We start from the raw sequence: 17,313 nt of genomic DNA, 5'->3' as shown, positions 1-17,313 counted from the left end.
ACGATCGATATCAGCCCACCGTTTATCCACGGACGTTTCGGCCCCCACCGCCCTTTGCCCATGCCGGCAAATGGTGGATATATGGCCAGGGAAAAAAGCTCTGTCGCCGCGACAAGGCGAGGAGCGGTTCAGAAGCGGAGCCTGAGGTTGCTTTCATGGTAGATGACGCGAGCGCGGCGCGCCGCCGGAACACCGCCGGTCTGCGACGGTTCCTCGATCTAAAGCAGCAGCGCGACTGGATGCACGGCGAGACGATCCTGCAGGACGCCGATGAGCGCCCGGAATCCCTGGAACTGCGCCTCAAATACGTCGCGAGGTTCGAGAAGCTGCTGCGCCGGCCGCAGGCACAAGCGGTTCTGCAGATTCTCCGGCGCTATGGGAGCGACTGCATCCCGATCCCGCGCCGGACCGAGCGGCACTACTGGTCGGTTTCCTGTCTGCCGTCCACTCCGGGCAAGGCGCTCGTTCGCGTCAATGCAAGCTGGATGGAGCTCTTCTCGCTCTATGCGGATGGTGAGGATATCCGCGCATTGTTCCTGGTGCATCTTTCCGATTTCACCACCGACCACTCGCTCGATGACGGCCAGGTGGACGAGGATTTCCTCGAGCACTGCGTCTTGGCGCCGGAAGACGTCAGCTATGTCTTCCCCCGAGGCGAGGACATTTTCGGCGTCAAGATCCGCGGCTTCTCCTCGATCGGCAAATTTCTCGCCACGCCCCGTGCGTTGCAGGCAATCCGGGCATTCAACCTGACGCACATGAACCGTGGCCGGAACGCCTACCAGGCGAGCCACTGTTACAGGCTTGCGGATCACATGCTGGGTGACGACGGACGCTGAACATCAGACCAGGCATGGCGCATCACTCGGGATAGGATTGGCCCTCCTCCGGCGCCACTTTGTGGAAGAGGATGAATGCCAGGGGGTTGCCGGGCTCGGACATGGCATCGCTGCGCTGGCCCGTAATCTCTCCGGCCACGCCGCTCGTATATTCCGCAACCACCTCGCCGAAACTGTTGCGCTGGATGGCCACCCTCTGTCCGGGCTCGACCTTGTCGTTGAGCTTGACCAGATGCTCGACGATCCCGCCCTGTGTCGCCAGGATCGGAAAGGCACTGTTGCCGACGAAGACATTCACGTCCTTACCCGTTCGGCCCATCGGCCCGGCAACAATGCCGTGATGCTTGAGGACGTTCATCGTCCCTTCCACGAACAGCGAGATCATTTCGAGGTCCAGCACGCGTGCGGCGCCGATCTCCGGCGTGAAGGATGGGATGCCCACGTCCATGAACGCATTGTGCAGGACACCGGGATAGACATGGTTGTCGAAGATCTGGCCGACGGGATAAAGTTCCACCATCGCCTTGACCTCGGGCACGTCCAGGCCGCCAATATTGAATGCGGTGACTTCGAATCCGGTTGTTCCGGTGTGGAAGTCGATCGCGAAGTCGGCATTCGGCCGCAGCAGCCGGTTGAACAAAAGCCCGGCATGCCGGCTGGGCGCAGTCAGTCCGTTTTCGTTCCCGGGCCACTCCCGGTTCATATCGATCAGGTCGATGCCCCTACCCTGATTGGGCCATCTGCGCTGCATGCCCTCAATGGCCGGGCGTGCCACGTCGGTGACCGCCATCACCGTGCCCGACATCTGCGCCGGATCGAGCTGGTTCATCACCGTCTGGACCGTATGGATGCTGCTCATTTCGTCGCCATGCACACCGCTGGTCAGGACGCCGCGCTTGCCTGGCTTTGCTCCCTTGGCGACTGTCACGGACACGTACCAGTACTGTCCGGTCGGCATCTCCACGCCCTGAAAATACAAGAGATGCTTCTTGCCGGGCTCCAAATCATTGACGTCGAGCGCGCTGACGACCTTTTTTCCCTCGATAGTATCGCCGGTATAGACCGTTCCTGATCCTGGATTGGAAGCGGGTGTCGCTGTGTCCTGGGCATCAGCGGCATCAGCGGCGGCGGCAAGACCGGCCGACGCGCCGACCGTTGCAAGTGATGCAATCATGAAATTACGGCGATCGATACCGTTCTTCGATTTGTCCGACATGATGGAGGCCCTTTGTGATTTGAAAAGTTGCGTTAAAACAATGGCATGCGCATCGGTCGCAAAGTCCTGCAAGACCTCAACCTAAGGTATGCTGCCGAAACTAGGGCACGCCGCCGCGTTCGCAAGGTTTGTCGGTTCGGCGATATCCGGAGGCAGCGCGACGCAGGCATGCGCAGGACATCGGCGATCGCCGCCGCAGCGCTGCCGGAACCGTGCCTTCGCTATTCCGTTTACGAGGACGAAACCAACTCGTTCCTGGATGAAAGTTGGCGGCGTAAGCAAGACCTTCGACGCGGCGGCAAGAAGTGCGTAGGCCGGTAACAACCGCCTATCCATCCCGAAAGCGGGTGCAATGGGAAACCAGCGAGGAAGATCCATAGAAATAGGCGGCGTCACGCTCGCCTGCAGCAGCGCCGGCGATCCGCAACGCCCGGCGCTCGTCCTGCTGCACGGATGGCCGTTCTCCAGAAGCATCTATGACGGGGTCATCGAGGACCTCAGTGACGATGCCTTCGTGCTGGCGTTCGATCTGCCTGATATCGGCGGCTCGCGGGGGCCGCCGCCGTCGGCCGAAAAGCATGTTCTCGCAGATCTCATGCTCACCGCCGCGGAATCGCTCGGCGCAAGCTCGATCCTGATTGCGGCATCGATGTCGGCGGGATGATCGCCTTTGCTGCCGCGCGCGACCATGGCGCACGCATCGCCGGCGCCGCGGCCATGAATACGGTCCTTCCCGGCGTCCAGCCGTGGTCGAAACTCATCGCCGATCCCCGCATCTGGCATTTTGCATTTCACGCCGTTCCGGATCTGCCGGAGACGCTGGTCGCTGGCCGGGAACGCGCCTATTTCGAGTTCTTTTTCAACATTCTGGCCGGGAACAAGGCCGCCCTCACCGAAGACATGCGCGCTGCCTTGGTAAAAGCCTATGAGCGTCCCGAAGCGCTCAAGGCCGGCTTCGACTGGTATCGCGCGTTCGAACGGGATGCCCGCCACAACGCGAAGGTGAAACCCATCGATACGCCGCTATTTTACCTGCGCGGCGACGCCGATGGGCGCGAGATCGGACCTTACGTCGAAGGTCTTCGCGCGGTCGGCGCACAGCGGCTGGAGAGCCGCGTCATCCGCAATTGCGGAGAATATGTTCCGCTCGAGGCACCGGCACAGTTTAGTCAGGTGCTGCGCGATCTCCGGGCAAGGCTTGAAACAGAAGCCTGAGACAGTCTTGCGACGGCGACAATGTCATTGAGTCAATTGCGTCGAACAATACTCGCTACAGTTGCCAACACCGATGGTTTAGGGAATATTCGTGCTCTGGTCCTGAAGGCCTGCGCCGTGACCGATAGGGGGATAATGTCATGCCTGTAAAATACCTTTTGGCCGCGGTGGCGATCACGCTTCTGAGCCTTTCAGGGTGCGCAACCAGCGGCACCGGCGGCGACAACACGACCTACGCAACTCCGATGGGGATTGGTGCCGTTCGCGCCAACGGCAATATCGGCGGCTATTGATAGCTGCTGATTTCCATTGAGAGCTGATCCACCCACGGATCAGATGAAGCCCCAATTCCGCGTCAGTTCGAACCGGCATGGAGGGTCCTGGTGCGTCCGCGTCCCTGCCGGCAGGAAGGATTCCGCCAGGGAGCAGCGAAGCCGCAGCGAATGACAGCGTCTCGGGGCCGAGAAACGGAAGCAATCTGGTTCTGCCGTCACCGACGCGTCCCGTCGCGATGGCCGATACGCATACCGACCTCCTCCAGAACCTGGACGAGCCGACCTGCGATATCCGTCTCCACACCTGGCGCACGCCATGCCACGAATCCGTCGGGGCGAATGAGCACCGCGCCGCTTTCCTCCACGCCATAGGCGCCGGGCCAGCGTCCCTCCGGGGCAAGATCGCCCGATATGCCGAGGACATGGCATGCGAGCGGGAGGCCGCCGTCCTTGCGCAGGCGATCTGCCGCGGCGCGCCACTTCGCATCGCCTGCAAGCAGCACGAAATCGCGTCCGAAGAGATCCAGCGTCGAGAGCGTTTCGCCGTCACGCTCGATGACGAGATGCGGTGCCCGGGTGCCGGGTATGCCGGCAAGTTCCGCGACCGGTTCGAACGCCCGTTCGGGAGCGCCATCCTCGGGCACCAATGCACCGCTGTCGTAGCGCTGTCCGAACACGACATCATAGTCATTCACGATGGCAACGGCAGGCGGCAACCGCCCCGCAGGATCCCTGAACCATTGCTGCAGGCGGGCGAGCGCTTGCGCCAGCGTCGCGGCGATCACCGGCCGGCGCTCTGCGTCATAGGTGTCGAGCAGGCGGGCATTCGCCTCGCCGCGGACGACCATGGCGAGCTTCCAGGCCAGATTGTGCGCGTCGTGGATGCCCGAATTGCCGCCGAATGCGCCTGTCGGCGGCATGAGGTGCGCGGCATCGCCGATCAGGAAGCAGCGGCCCGCGCTGAAGCGGTCGGCAAGGAATGCCGCCATCTCCCAGGAGCGCGCATCGACCAGCTCTGCCTTGACGCCGGCTCGGCCGGCTGCCTTTTCGACGAGTTCCCGGCAACGGTTACGGTCGAAGTCCTCCGGTCGCTCACCCTTTTCCGGAAAATATTGCAGCGCCAGCAGCCAGCGTCCTCCGGGACGCGGCGTAATGGTGGCGTTGAGGTCGCTGACGAAGCAGGAGGTAAGCGGCCGGCCGCCGATCTCGGGAGACAGGTCGGTGTCGAAGATGATGCTCATCCAGTGCTGCAACACGCCCGGGCCCTTGCGGTCGATGCCGAGTTTTTCGCGCAGCGTGCCGTTGGCGCCGTCGGCAGCGATCAGATAGTCGGCGACAAGAGTTTCCTCCTTCCCGGTTTCGCGATTGCGGATGACGGCGTAAACAGCGGCGGCATCCTGCTCCAGCGATAAAAACTCGGTGTTGAAGCGGGTGTCGGCGCCAGCCCTCTCCGCGCAACGGCGCAGGATGGGTTCCAGGACATGCTGGTCGCAGGTCGCGGGCTGCGTTGGGCTATAGGGACTGGCATCGGGCCATGCTTGACCGCCCCATTGAACATCCGGATCGGCCAGGTTTCTGGCCCGTGCAATTCCGCCGCCCTGCTGGTCGCCGGTGCGTTTGGCACGGATTTCCGCCTCCAGCCCGAGACTGCGGAATATTTCCATGCTGCGAGGCGAGATGCCGGCGAACTTGTACTGGATGGACGTGTCGGCATGGCGCTCCACCACCATGCAGCCGACACCCTGACGGGCGAGGAGTGCGGCGGCGGTGAGGCCGGTCAGGCCGCCGCCGATGATCAGAACCGGGATATGCGTGCTCATGAGTTTCTCCAGCGTTTGGGGCAAGCGGATCCATTCCCGGCAAAGCCGGGCTGCAAATGGCGATTATTATTATTTTGATTGACAAAAATATTTGATGAATCAAACTATGTCAAGTTAGCGAAGCAGCACGGAACCAAGACATGACGCCCCCCCGGAATGCGCCCGATCCTGCCCAGGAGGCCTGGCGCTTGATGTTCAACTTTCTGATGCGCTCGGCGCCGCAGCGTCTGGCCGCACAGCAAAGGCATGGGCTGACGCCGAACGATTCCCGCGCCCTCTTCTCGCTCGATAAGGACGGTAAACCGATCGGGGCATTGGCGCGCGATTGGGGCTGCGATCCCTCGACGGCAACATGGCTGGTAGACCGGCTGGAGCGATCCGGCCTCGCCGACCGCATTCCCTCACCCGGCGATCGACGTGTGAAGCTCGTGCGGGCAACAGAAAAGGGAACCGCAACGAAGAACGAATTGCTGGCGGCCTATCACGAGCCGCCGGCAGAACTGGCAAGCCTGTCGGCCGGTGATCTGGATGCGCTCGTCAGGATTTTCGGGAAGCTGCGCACCGAAGGCGCCTGATCGCGCCGCCCGGCGCGGTGCACTCAGATCCGCCCGGTGCAGCAATTGGAGAGATCGCGAAAGCGTGGGGCAGCTTCAAGGCCAGCGAAGCCTCGTGCAGACGCTCAATTTCGTCCGCGTCCGATCTGTCGCCTGGCTTGCCGGTCTAACGATTACAGTTTGCAGGCCCCGTCTTGCTGATGGTTTGACACCTGCGTGTACTTGACTCTGACTGCGGTTCACCGGGAGATGCGACGAGCGTCTCGGCGTAGTGGCCATAATTTTCCCGCGTGTTTTGATCGACGATTGCCGCAGGAGCGGAAATGACCAGCCCTGCAGCGGTCCCGACTGCCTGCGCGGCCCCCGTCGTCGCGACCATGATATTATCGCCAAGTCCCAGCCTGCTGTCGCTCAAGGTCTGTCCATCGGACAAACGTCTGCCAATCAGCTGTACGATCTCGGGCGACTCGGCGAACTTGGTGTGATGGAGGCTGTCCCCTTCCTTGAGCTTCGTGAGATCGATGACGGTAATCTTATTCGTTTCCAGTTCTTCCCGATAGGGCGATTGTTCAGGATCGATCGCTCCCAATCTGGGAACGTTGCCCCACACGCGGCGAGAGACGGCAAGCGCGCGGTCGTCGCGGGAAACGAAGAGCGTGAACTGCGGCCGTTGCTTGCCCATGTCGACGATCTGGGAACCGAACACGTCCACATCGACGTCAGGCGCCGCCAGCATGACGTTCTTGAACTTGGCCGGCAGCCCTCCGTTGCGGATTGCCATTTGACGCAAGGATTCCAGCGCCAGCCAATTGCCCATCGAATGGGCCAGGACCGATACTTCCTTCACCTGGGGATCACGCGCCAGATACTGGAACAGGCTTTCTACAGCATTTCTCGTGTAGTTGGTGCTTTCGCGATCGTAGCCATAGGCCAAGAGCTTCCCGCGTGACGGCCAGGTTGCGAGCACCGGCACGCTGTGCGCGCCGGAATCGTGGATGATCTGCGCGAAACGAAAGACCGCATCGTCAAACTGGTTGTTGAACCCGTGTATGAAGACGAGGACGCTGCCGTCCGGGCTCTTGCGCACATGATCGTGCAACCATTTTTCGGCTGCTGCGCGGTCGATTTCCTCAGCCTTCAGCGCTGCAAAATCCCGCGCCGGATTTGGAGGCAAGGTTCGCGGAAAGGCGACTTCGCCCGCTTTGCGGACCTTGTCGGGTGGAATCGATACCGTGATGTCAGCGAAGTTTGGGGTGCGGGAGCGCTCGCCGCTGAACATCTCGCCGGGCGTCTTTGCACGTTCTCGGGTCGTTGCGACCAGCATCTCGACCTGACTTGCAGAAGGATTGGCTGCCACCGGCTCGAGCACGCCCGAGGGGCGACCCGCGCACGCGCAGAGCAGCGTCATGAAGGCAAGCGCGCAGAGAAAGCGAAGCCAGAATCGCACGCTGCCTGCGATGCTTCGGGAAACGTGCCGCCTCAATCCGATCATTCCTGGGGGTCCGCAGCTTCGAGCTAGAAATGAATGACAAGGCCGAGGATGGGCCCCTGTTCGACGACGTCGAACTCGAAACCATCATTCTCGTAATCGACGCCGATGGCCCGGTAGCCGATCACGCTGGAGACGGTTTCGTTGAATTTGTAGCCGATGGTTGCCGCAACGTCCCAGTCCAGGTTGGCGCCGCCACCTCCGACCAGCCCCCACCCGGTGAGGAAGACGTTCGGGGTCAGCGCATAGGTTCCCTTGATCCCGCCGACGGCATCGACCCAGGTGTCGCCATCGCTCCTCGATCTGCCGTCGAGGAGCCCGCCCTCCAGCGAGATCTTCGTGTCGACCGACCAGACCCGTGCACCGCCGACAACGTCGAGGTGGCCGGCCGCATCGTCCAGCACCGAATATCCGACCCCCACAAGTCCGGTGAAAACCTCTGTATCAAGCTTCGCCTCGTCCGCCAGAACGCCGAAAGGCGTCCCCTCGCTGCTGGATATCTTCGTGTAGATGATGTCGCCGAAAACGCTGTACCGGTCGTAGCGAGCCTCGCCGGTGGCCATCGCGCCGAAGTCGAGGTGGTCCCAGATATCGCCGAACGAGGCGTCGACATGCACCGACGGCAGGCCGAACTGCGCAACGTCACCCGACAATCCCGCACCCCAGAAGTAGGGAGCGAAGGTAAAGGTCCAGCCGCTTTCGGTCTCGATTTGTTTGGCTTCAGGCGTGACGGTGCGAGCCATGTCGGCGGCAAATACGGCGCTGTTTGCCGCCAGCGCCGCAGTCAGTGAAATCGTCCAAAGTCTCAGTCCCATAAGTCCCCTCTAAGGCTTAAACGCCAGCGTCGCGATGAATAGGTCCGGTGCCCGTGGGACAGGGCCTAGTAGCACGGCGGATATGGATAGAGGCCACATGCGGGCCGGCCGTAAGCGGCCGCAGCGCCCGCCGCTGCTCCGGCATACCATGCGCCCCGAAAGGCCGTTCTTCGTGCTACACCCGCAAACGACAGGGGCGTCCTCGGCATCCCGATGATGTCGATGAAGATCGATGCCGGACCGTCCGCCTTGGCGAAGCTGCCCTCCAGAACATCCACCTTGAACGTCAGGTTCGGACCTTCGAGCTTCGGCTCCTTCAGAACGACGACGGCGTCCTCGACGCTGGACGCGTCCTTGTTCAGTACCGAAATAGTGGCGTTCGGCGGATCCTTTTCGAAGCTGCCGCCCTGAGCCCACTCTTCCAGCAGGTGCGTGGTCAGCGCATGGCCGGCGGAGCGGACAGGCCGGTCGGCAAACAGGATCGAATTGCTGGAAATGCCCGTCAGCGTGAGCGTGTCGCCCTTCAGGGTCGCGCCGCCGGAATTCATCACGATCAGCGAGGGAACCAGATCCGTCTTCTGCGTGCTCGATGTGCCGATGATCTTTGTCGCGGGGGCGGAAATCGCGTCCTCAGCCAGCGTCGCGCCGGCATAAAGGACAAGCCCTGTCAAAGCTGCCGCGGCATATGCAGTTTTTCTGAAGGTCATGAGCATTTCTCCTTCGATTGACGAGACAGCGATCCAGCCCGTCGTCCGCAAACCGAACGACGGGCTGAGCCGGGTTAGCCCAATTCCTCGACCGGCGGGATCTTCCAGGTGCCGTCGATGATCGAAGGGGCATTCTCGTTCGGCCAATACAGCCGCATCATCAGGTAGAACTTGCCGGCCGGCGCAGGCAGCCAGTTCGATTCCTTGCCGGCGCCGGGAGACTCGTGCTGCACGAAGAGGTCCAATGAGCCGTCGGCATTGTACTTCAGATCCTGCCGAGGACTGATCGAATAGCGGTTGATCGGGTTTGCGACGAAGAAGTAGTTCTCGTCATACATGGTGAGCGACCAGAAGCCCGAAACCGGCGGCGTCTTCCCCTTTTCGAAGTGCATGACGTATTTCTTTCGGCCGTCGTAAGGCCGTCCATGAGCGTCCTTTTGGGACGTCGGATAGACGGCGTCCTGGGGTCTGTTGGCGCCGAGACCGATCGCCGTGACGAGCGCCCGCATCAGGTAGTCAGTTCCGTACAGCCCGGTCTTAGTCGTGAATGCCCAGCCATTGATGTCCTGAACATGACTGTTGATCTTGAACTGCAGCATGATCCGATCGAATCCGATGGCGGGGATCCGCTTCTGGAAGTCCGCCTTCAGCTTGCTGGCGTCGAAGTCCTTGCCCGCGACCAATCCTATCCGCGCAAAGCGCTCCAGGGCCGGCGCATCGGCGTCTGACGGCGGGTTCGTCTTCATCAGATCTGCAAGAAGCGTGAAATATTCGACCGCGCTCAAGCGGTTGACCTGGTCGCGCACGGCCGTCTTCATGTCGATCGACGGATCGGCCTTGCCGGGTGGCGGCGTATAGTCTTTGCCATAGGCGCTGAGCGGGACCAGCTTGAATTCGTCCTGCAGCTTATGGACCTCGGCATAGTCCTCGGGCGTTCCCGTGCAGTAGATGCGGCCGAGCAGCCAGACCAAATTGGTCGGGGACTCGTATTTCGTGATCCCTTCGGGAAGCGTCCCGCTCCAGCCGGGAGCCGTGATGGCGTAGGTCTGCGCGCCGGTGCCCGTCGTCCGCTTGCCCGGCACCTGGAAGACATTCGTCCATCCATCGAGCATCGGCAGCAGGAAATAGCGGTCCTTCATGTCCGGCACGCTCAGCACGTAGGGCTCCTTGCCGACATCGAAGAAGGAGGTCGTATACAGGGTATCGGCATTCGGTGCCGTCACGTCCTTGAAAGAGGCGTCCGGGTACTCCCGCAGCTTGATGATATGTCCCATGGGACCACGGGTACCCTTGACCTCGGGAACGTTGGTCATGACGCGGCGGGTCATCTCCATCGTCACCAGAGGGTAGCCATAGATATATGCGTCGGTTGCGATCCAGAAGTCCTCCAGATCCTCGCCGATCTGCAATCCTCCTTCGCCGAATTCCGCGCGGGCTGGAGAGATTGCGGTTCCGGCGAGTAGGCCGAGGCCGGCGAAAGTCAGGTTACGACGGGTGATATTCATCATGAGCTCCTGCTGCGAAATACCGACAGCACCATGGACAGCCCACCGGGAGTTGTGGAGGTATGTTACAGTTATTAACTGTGCGCGTGGGCGTGGCGGCCAGGCTGAGCCCGAGGTTCTTGAACTGCCGGCGGCGGGAGAACGTGCGATGTCATCCGCAAGCGCTTAGTGCCAACCGCCAGGAACTCGATAGAGAATTGCTGTTGGCCCTGCAGGCGCGCATCGTCTGGGCCGCGCACGAGGACGCTGCCGCAGTCCGAGCGCTCGAGCGAATGGATCAGATGCGATTTCGCGTATTCTGCAGCGCGCCGTCTATTTCCTTTGCCAGGCGGTCGACGAGGTCCTGCCACTCGGCCCGTCTTTCCGAACGTATTGCCGGAGGAAACTGATCCACATTTGCGAGGGCATCTTCAGCGACGGCAAGTTCCTCACATAGATCGAAGAAGGTCTGATCCTTCTCCATCATCCGACGAATATTGAATTCGCGCTCGGGGAACCGGCGAAGGACCGACGACAGAATTGCTTGCCTGGTTTCCTTTAGGGTCGTCATATCGCAATCCAAAATTGCGATTACTATACTCCAAACTCTTGCCGCACCCAGAAATGGCATGTAATTAACATGAAATATAGGGGTAAAGGTCGGAAACGGTCGAGCCCCGCTATGCGAAGCTGGGGGGCGTTCGTCATGGAAGCAGGAACCCGAAACGGCGCAACCGATGCGTCGGGTCTTCCCGTCGACGCCTGCCGCGAACAGCTTGCCCTGATACTTGGCAGCGTTGATTTTGACGCCACCGATCGGGAGCGCCGATTTCTCAGCTATGTCGTGAACGAAACCTTGTGCGGGCGCGGAATGCGTATCAAGGCCTACTCGATCGCCGTGGAGGTATTTGGCCGCGACGCCTCCTTCGATCCGCAGGCCGATCCCATTGTCCGTGTCGAGGCAGGCCATCTCAGGCGCTCGCTCGAACGGTATTATCTGACCGCCGGTCTGGCTGACCCCATCCACATCAGCATACCGAAGGGCGCCTATGTTCCGACGTTTTCCCTGCATCGCTCTCCAAGTCCCGGCGACCAGGAGGCGTCCGCCGCCCCTCCGATGGCGCCGCCGCCGGCAAGGACAGTTCACCGGCTGCCTGTGATGATGGCAGCCGGCATGGCTGCAGCAGCGATAGTGGCCGCTGCCGTTCTCATGCTGTGGTGGCAGGTGATTTCTCCTCGGCCCATCGCGAGCGGTCCGGAAAGACCGCATCTGGCGGTCGAATGGTTCGAGGACCTGTCCGGCAAGGAAGGTTCCGCAGCGTTGGCTCGCGGCCTCACGCAGGAGGTCGTCAGCGGACTGTCCAAATTCAAGGACATCGTCGTCGTTCAATCCCCCGGTCCCGAGACCGAACGCCAGGTTCGATACGTGCTCGGCGGAAGCCTCTATACGTCGGCTGATACCTTCCGGCTGCAGGTCAGCCTCCGCAGCAGTCCGAACGGGACCGTGCTCTGGGCCGCGAGCTATGACGGCGCGACAACCGTTGGCGATCTGCTGAAGTCCCAGGCCGACATTGCCAGCAACGTAGCAACAACCCTGGCGCAGGCCTACGGGGTCATCTTTCAGGCCGATGCGAAGCGTGCCGTTCCGAACCCTCCGGACGACTGGGCCGCCTATGCCTGCACGCTTTCCTACTATTCCTATCGCGCCAGCTTCGATGGAAGAGTTCGCCCGTCGGTCCGCTCGTGTCTCGAGAAGGCCGTAGAACGCTTTCCCGACTACGCGACCGCCTGGGCGCTACTGTCGCTGACGCTCATCGACGAGGCCCGCTTTGGCTACCCTATCGATCCTGTCCGATCGCCGGCATTGATCGATCAGGCCCTTACCGCTGCACGGCGCGCGGTGGAACTGGAACCCTTGAATGTCCGGGGGCTGCAGGCGCAGATGTTCGCGCTCTATCTCCGGAAGGAAGTCGATGCAGCCATGAAAGTGGGCGCCAGGGCGATTTCTATCAATCCAAACGATACCGAGCTCATGGGCGAATACGGCTATCGGCTGGCAATGTCCGGAAACTGGAACGAAGGGTGCGCCCTGGTGGCGAAGGCGTGGGAGCGCAATGCGGGGCCTCCTGCATATTATGAAGCGGCACTCGCCCTTTGCTCATATTTCCATGGGGATTATGAGGAGGCAGCGATGTGGATCAGAAAGGCGGATGTGCCTGCAAACGCTCTCTATCACGTCATTGCGATCGCGATTTTCGCCGAAACGGGTGACGAAGCGCTTGCCGATCGCGAGCGCGCCTGGCTCGTCGAGCATGAGCCGGCCCTGGTGCGGAACCTCCGCGCCGAAGCGGCCCTGCGCTTCACCCGGCCCGAAGACATCGCATCTTTCCTGGGCTCGCTGAAGAAGGCCGGCTTGCAATTTTCGGAGTGATTGCAAGGTATCGCGCGGAGGCGCCAATAAACAATCAAAAGGAAATATTATGCTGAGCGAAGTAGCGACCGCTGAACAGATCTCACGCGTGATCTCGCAGGCGACTGCCCCTGCCTTTCTGTTGGGTGCTGTAGCAGCATTCATCTCGGTCTTGATCACGCGCATGAACCGGATCGTGGATCGCAGTAATGTTTTAAACGCTCTGCCTGACGGCGACCCTGGCCGCAGCCACATGAAAACTGTCCTTCCGCGATTGAAGCGGCGTGCGCGATTGCTCAACAAGGCAATAGAATACGCCGTGATGAGCGGAATCTTCACGACCGTGCTCGTCATATTGGCGTTCGCGAGCTCATTCCTGAATTTCAGGCATGAATACGGCGCAGCTCTCATGTTCTCGATCGCGCTTCTGTTCTTCGCCGCTTCCCTGGTGACCTTGCTGCTCGAGGTAAGGGCCGCACTGCACGACCTCGATTTCTATGTGTGAATATCGGCTGCGCTTTACAGCCATTGCGCGCGGCACTGGCAGATCGCAGATCACATGAAGCCTGGATTTCGCGGCAGATACTGCATCCAGTCGCCGTAGCCGGGCGATGCCATCAATAACATCGGAAAGGTGATCCGCATGCCCTGCCTGATGGCGAGGCTCAAGGCGCTGTCGCATGTGCCCGGCAGGAACGCCGATATCGTTTCGGCAGAGCCATCTGCCGCCAGCGTCAACATGGTCGCAAAGGCATCGCGAAGAACGTCGGTCCGCATGACCGCGAGGGGACCGATATGCCCATTGGAGCTGATGTAGCCATAGCCGACAGGGCCATCGCCGGCATAAAGCAGAACCCCTGTGGTCGCGGGATCACTGAGCAGGTAGCGGTGATGCTTCTCCCGCGAGGCGCCTATGGCACGGAGATCGATCTCGGCAAGATTGTTCATCGTCGCTGCGCTGCTGTCGATCGCGATGGCACGCAATGGCGGTTCCGGCAGCGTCTGCTTCACCCGTTCGCGCGTGGCATTGAAAAAGTAGATCGGCGTCTTGGGAAAGAGGCCGTGCCGCATGTAGAGACCCTGCGACACGCGATTGAAAGTGAAGGTGATCAGCGCCTTGTGGATAGCCCCCGATTTGCGGGCGTGCTCCATGGTTCGCTCCAGGAGTTCGTTTCCGATGCCCTGCCCCTGCCGGGCGGGATCGACGAACAGCTGGGCGAGGAACCAGACATCGCCGCAAACCCAGCTCCAGGCAAAGCCGAGAATTTCCCCATTCTCTTCCGCGACCCATAGGCCATCAGGGTCGTCCTGCAGCGAAAACAGCTGAAAATTGGGAGGGCTTGCTGCAGCCATCCTGCCAAAGCCATGCCGAACGGTAAGATCGTTGATGCTGGCAACCACCAGAACATCGGTCGCGGCCAGATCGTCGGCCCGTGCAGGTCTGTAGACAAGCGACATTGGATGACCCCCGCAAGTGCTTCGCGATAGAGCAAGCCGCAACGTTGGCCTCATCGGCGATCGAATGACCGTCGGGCGACGCGTCGCTTTCGGCACTCTCTATTCTCCGATGAGCGGCAGTCAGTGTGATATCAATCTCACCGTCTTGCAATGGAAGCAAATCGCCGCGGCACCAGCGACGAGGCTGGTGGCAAGCGAGCTGATTGGCCTTCGACTTTGCGATCTCCGCCGCCTGCTCGCAGCAGGCGGTCGCTCACACTGCTCAGCCAGTCAGCGGGCTCAGCCAGTCACCGGTCAAGCGATTGCGTCGACAGTCTCCTGACGGCTGAAGAGACCTCGAGCGCCTTCAACCATGATCCGCAGATGCTCCGGATCGCGCACGCCTTGCCGATAAAGCTCCACCATGATTGCGGCAATCCGCGCCGCCTCTTCAGAGGCTTTGTCGATGCCTGCCTCTTTTACAACAGTATCGAAAACAGGCTGGCAGACGGAAAGATCGTGCGCGTCGAACGGCTGCGGTTTTCGAACATCGATCGTTTTCATGTCCTGCAGATAGGAGCCAGCGCCACCTTATCGCACCGGCTCCTCGCTCCCCCTCCGATTAAGCGACGTTCTTTTCGCCTTCGATCATCTGCATCGGCGCATGGGAGCCCTCGGCGGCGCCGATTGCAATCTTGCGCGGCTTCATCTCTTCAGGGATTTCGCGCTTCAGCGCGATGGTCAGAAGGCCGTTCGTCAGCGAGGCGTTTTCGACGCGGACATGGTCGGCAAGTTCGAAGCGCCGTTCGAAGGAACGGCCGGCAATGCCGCGATGCAGATAGTCGCCCTGCTTTTCCTCGTTCTTCTCGCCTTTCACGACCAGCACGTTGCGTTCCTGAGTGACGTCCAGATCGCTATCGGCAAAACCTGCGACCGCCATCTGGATGCGATAATCGTTATCGCCGGTCTTGACGATGTCGTAGGGCGGCCAGGTGTCGATGGCCTGCAGACGCTGCGGATTGTTCAGAAGGTTGAAAACGCGGTCGAAGCCGATGCTCGAGCGGTAGAAGGGTGCGAAGTCGAATTCGTTTCTCATGACCAAATCCTCCGTAAAGCGAGTTGGAAAGGAGACGCGTCGGAAACTGCGTCTCCGGCTTCCGGCCCCCTGCTGGGCTGCCGGCAAAAATCGATTTGGTTTGGCTGTTTTCGCCTTTCAAGAGGGCCTGCAAAATTTTTTTGAACACGCCGCTCCGGTCCACTTGAACGCCGAAAACACCGAAACAATCTCTTATCCGCCTGGAGATTTTCTTCACCTGTCGAAAGTTTTTAGGAGATCGAACATGACTATCGAAGGCACGGCAGCAGTTGGCTCGGCAAATGTCCTCGATGCCATCTCGGCGTCGCATATCCTGCATCCCCAGCAACATTTTTCCCATCCGGACGAAGTCCTCGCTTCGGACAAGATAACGACCGAAGAGAAGCGCGCGATCCTCGCATCGTGGGCGTCCGACCTTCACGCGGTCGAATCCTGTCCTGAACTGCGTCACCCTCCTGGTGTCGCCTGCTCCATCCGCTACCGGGATATCCTTGCTGCTCTGAAGTCCCTGGACCGGCAGGATTTCGCCATGAGCAGTCGGGAGCAGGCCCGCAAGCCAACCTGGATCTTCGGATAAGGAGAATGGAATGCGACAGAAGGCGTTACAGTCTCCAGCCGCTCCGCAAGGCAACCCGATCACCGACAGGCTTGTTCTCGCATCGAGATATCAGGAATGTCTGCGCCGGCTTTCGCGCGCCGCTGACCGGCTCCATCACGCCGATCTCGGCGAGAAATTGATGGAGATCGCCAGGTGCATGGAGCGGATGAGCGACGAGATCGCGATCAACGAAGCGGGCGTCGAAGTCCTGAGACGCGCGGCACGGCTGATCGGCATCGTGGAAGCATTGGTCGACCGCAAGGCAAAAGCGTCGATCCTGCATTGAACGTTTGGTCGATGTCACTGAATGAAAGCCCGCTTCGGGTGCGAGGCGATCGGCGTCGTCCCTGTCAGGCACCAAGCGGATTTGACATCGGGATTTTCTGCGCCATGCGGACCGACAGAATTGAAGTGAGACCTGCATAGGATGCTGCCCGAAGGGCGGAAGACGGCAGCCTATTCGTGGACGATTGGGAAAATGAGCCGGAGGAACGGCTGATTATGTGCTATTCTCATACCCCATCAATCGGGTGGTGGGACAGCAATGCTGGAAACGGACAAGATATTCGCCGGCTCGATTCCGGAAAACTACGACCGCTATATGGTCCCTTTGATTTTCGAGCCATACGCAGCAGATCTTGCGCGACGAGCAGCATCCCTGTCGCCCGATACCGTCTTGGAAATCGCCGCGGGCACAGGGGCGGTTACCCGCATCTTGGCGCCAAAACTATCCGCTGACGCAACTTATACCGTAACCGACCTCAACCAGCCTATGCTCGATTATGCCGCTTCGCGCCAGCCTCCCGACAGCCGCATCAGATGGCGCCAGGCGGATGCCCTGGCGCTGCCGTTTGAAAACGCAGCCTTTGATCTCGTTTGTTGTCAGTTCGGAGTGATGTTCTTTCCCGACCGCATGTCCGGCTACCGCGAAGCGAGACGGGTACTAAAACCCGGAGGGCATTTCCTGTTCAATGTTTGGGATCGCATCGAGGAGAATATCTTTGCGCATGACGTGACGAATGCTCTTGCGGAAATGTTTCCGGACGATCCGCCACGCTTTCTGGCGCGCACGCCGCACGGCTATCACGATATCGCCCTGATCCGCCGCGATCTGGAGGAGGCGGGTTTCTCGCATATGACGATCGAGACGAGAGCCGAACAAAGCCGGGCGCCCTCGCCGCGTCTTCCTGCCGTCGCCTATTGTCAGGGTACCCTTCTTCGCACGGAAATAGAGGCGAGAGACGCCGAAAAACTCGACGCTGCTATCGAACACGCCGCATCCGCGATTGCAGCCAGACATGGCAGCGGCGAGGTTGCTGCAAAAATTCAGGCACATGTCATCATGGCTGTGGCGTAAA

20 protein-coding genes are annotated in these 17,313 nt (G+C 60.6%); 10 read left to right on the top strand and 10 right to left on the bottom strand.

The features are described from left to right. Positions 1 to 155 precede the first annotated feature (155 nt). Positions 156 to 839, top strand: a complete 684-nt coding sequence (locus FHX08_RS01290) for a hypothetical protein (protein WP_184326790.1) — start codon at positions 156 to 158, stop codon at positions 837 to 839. 22 nt (positions 840 to 861) lie between these two features. On the opposite strand, the gene FHX08_RS01285 is transcribed toward FHX08_RS01290, so the two are convergent. Then, positions 862 to 2,055, bottom strand: coding sequence for a succinylglutamate desuccinylase/aspartoacylase family protein (locus FHX08_RS01285; RefSeq protein ID WP_184326789.1), 1,194 nt, complete (start codon positions 2,053 to 2,055; stop codon positions 862 to 864). 352 nt (positions 2,056 to 2,407) lie between these two features. Here FHX08_RS01285 and FHX08_RS31255 point away from each other — a divergent pair, with 352 nt between their 5' ends. The 3 genes from FHX08_RS31255 (at position 2,408) to FHX08_RS01275 (ending at position 3,563) form a co-directional block, all read left to right on the top strand. Continuing rightward, entirely contained in the window at positions 2,408 to 2,719 is a 312-nt protein-coding gene (locus tag FHX08_RS31255) for an alpha/beta fold hydrolase (RefSeq protein WP_210288165.1), read from the top strand. Then, positions 2,716 to 3,270: an alpha/beta fold hydrolase gene (locus FHX08_RS31250; RefSeq protein ID WP_210288164.1), complete on the top strand. Its 555-nt coding sequence runs from the start codon at positions 2,716 to 2,718 to the stop codon at positions 3,268 to 3,270. The genes FHX08_RS31255 and FHX08_RS31250 overlap by 4 nt, the downstream gene beginning before the upstream one ends. A 140-nt stretch (positions 3,271 to 3,410) precedes the next feature. Next, positions 3,411 to 3,563, top strand: coding sequence for a hypothetical protein (locus FHX08_RS01275; protein WP_165911884.1), 153 nt, complete (start codon positions 3,411 to 3,413; stop codon positions 3,561 to 3,563). Positions 3,564 to 3,760: 197 nt separating this feature from the next. Here the strand turns inward: FHX08_RS01275 and FHX08_RS01270 are convergent, their stop codons facing one another. Beyond that, positions 3,761 to 5,365: an FAD-dependent monooxygenase gene (locus tag FHX08_RS01270; protein ID WP_132653473.1), complete on the bottom strand. Its 1,605-nt coding sequence runs from the start codon at positions 5,363 to 5,365 to the stop codon at positions 3,761 to 3,763. A 140-nt stretch (positions 5,366 to 5,505) separates the two neighbouring features. Here FHX08_RS01270 and FHX08_RS01265 point away from each other — a divergent pair, with 140 nt between their 5' ends. Then, positions 5,506 to 5,940: a MarR family winged helix-turn-helix transcriptional regulator gene (locus FHX08_RS01265; protein WP_132653472.1), complete on the top strand. Its 435-nt coding sequence runs from the start codon at positions 5,506 to 5,508 to the stop codon at positions 5,938 to 5,940. A gap of 145 nt (positions 5,941 to 6,085) precedes the next feature. Here FHX08_RS01265 and FHX08_RS01260 read toward each other — a convergent pair whose 3' ends face one another. The 5 genes from FHX08_RS01260 to FHX08_RS01240 form a co-directional block, all read right to left on the bottom strand. Beyond that, on the bottom strand, positions 6,086 to 7,327 hold the full coding sequence (locus FHX08_RS01260) for an alpha/beta hydrolase (protein WP_132654282.1): 1,242 nt from the start codon (positions 7,325 to 7,327) through the stop codon (positions 6,086 to 6,088). Positions 7,328 to 7,434: 107 nt separating this feature from the next. Continuing rightward, a complete protein-coding gene (locus FHX08_RS01255; protein ID WP_132653471.1) occupies positions 7,435 to 8,223 on the bottom strand; it encodes a hypothetical protein in 789 nt (262 codons plus the stop codon). 65 nt (positions 8,224 to 8,288) lie between these two features. After that, complete coding sequence (locus FHX08_RS01250; protein ID WP_132653470.1) at positions 8,289 to 8,930, bottom strand: hypothetical protein; 642 nt, start codon at positions 8,928 to 8,930, stop codon at positions 8,289 to 8,291. Between the two features lie 74 nt (positions 8,931 to 9,004). After that, on the bottom strand, positions 9,005 to 10,435 hold the full coding sequence (locus FHX08_RS01245) for a DUF1254 domain-containing protein (protein ID WP_132654280.1): 1,431 nt from the start codon (positions 10,433 to 10,435) through the stop codon (positions 9,005 to 9,007). 277 nt (positions 10,436 to 10,712) lie between these two features. After that, positions 10,713 to 10,985: a hypothetical protein gene (locus FHX08_RS01240; RefSeq protein WP_132653469.1), complete on the bottom strand. Its 273-nt coding sequence runs from the start codon at positions 10,983 to 10,985 to the stop codon at positions 10,713 to 10,715. 135 nt (positions 10,986 to 11,120) lie between these two features. On the opposite strand from FHX08_RS01240, the gene FHX08_RS01235 reads away from it, so the two are divergent. Further along, a complete protein-coding gene (locus FHX08_RS01235) occupies positions 11,121 to 12,845 on the top strand; it encodes a hypothetical protein (protein ID WP_132653468.1) in 1,725 nt (574 codons plus the stop codon). Positions 12,846 to 12,894: 49 nt separating this feature from the next. Beyond that, the gene (locus tag FHX08_RS01230; protein ID WP_132653467.1) at positions 12,895 to 13,329 is read left to right on the top strand and encodes a DUF2721 domain-containing protein; all 435 of its coding nucleotides are present in this window, start codon (positions 12,895 to 12,897) and stop codon (positions 13,327 to 13,329) included. A 50-nt stretch (positions 13,330 to 13,379) separates the two neighbouring features. Here FHX08_RS01230 and FHX08_RS01225 read toward each other — a convergent pair whose 3' ends face one another. The 3 genes from FHX08_RS01225 to FHX08_RS01215 all read right to left on the bottom strand — a co-directional run bounded on the left by FHX08_RS01225 (position 13,380) and on the right by FHX08_RS01215 (position 15,357). Beyond that, positions 13,380 to 14,282: a GNAT family N-acetyltransferase gene (locus FHX08_RS01225; RefSeq protein ID WP_132653466.1), complete on the bottom strand. Its 903-nt coding sequence runs from the start codon at positions 14,280 to 14,282 to the stop codon at positions 13,380 to 13,382. A gap of 294 nt (positions 14,283 to 14,576) precedes the next feature. After that, on the bottom strand, positions 14,577 to 14,825 hold the full coding sequence (locus FHX08_RS01220; protein ID WP_132653465.1) for a hypothetical protein: 249 nt from the start codon (positions 14,823 to 14,825) through the stop codon (positions 14,577 to 14,579). Between the two features lie 58 nt (positions 14,826 to 14,883). After that, entirely contained in the window at positions 14,884 to 15,357 is a 474-nt protein-coding gene (locus FHX08_RS01215) for an Hsp20 family protein (RefSeq protein ID WP_132653464.1), read from the bottom strand. Here FHX08_RS01215 and FHX08_RS32000 point away from each other — a divergent pair. The 3 genes from FHX08_RS32000 (at position 15,356) to FHX08_RS01200 (ending at position 17,312) form a co-directional block, all read left to right on the top strand. Beyond that, positions 15,356 to 15,934, top strand: coding sequence for a hypothetical protein (locus FHX08_RS32000; protein ID WP_409527385.1), 579 nt, complete (start codon positions 15,356 to 15,358; stop codon positions 15,932 to 15,934). The genes FHX08_RS01215 and FHX08_RS32000 overlap by 2 nt on opposite strands. A 10-nt stretch (positions 15,935 to 15,944) precedes the next feature. Then, positions 15,945 to 16,241, top strand: coding sequence for a hypothetical protein (locus FHX08_RS01205; RefSeq protein WP_132653463.1), 297 nt, complete (start codon positions 15,945 to 15,947; stop codon positions 16,239 to 16,241). Positions 16,242 to 16,499: 258 nt separating this feature from the next. Further along, positions 16,500 to 17,312, top strand: coding sequence for a class I SAM-dependent methyltransferase (locus FHX08_RS01200; protein WP_132653462.1), 813 nt, complete (start codon positions 16,500 to 16,502; stop codon positions 17,310 to 17,312). The last annotated feature ends 1 nt before the right edge of the window (position 17,313 follow it).

Origin of the sequence: Rhizobium sp. BK529 (assembly GCF_014194105.1) — a bacterium.
GTDB lineage: Bacteria > Pseudomonadota > Alphaproteobacteria > Rhizobiales > Rhizobiaceae > Rhizobium.
This window is presented reverse-complemented; position numbering and strand designations above follow the sequence as displayed.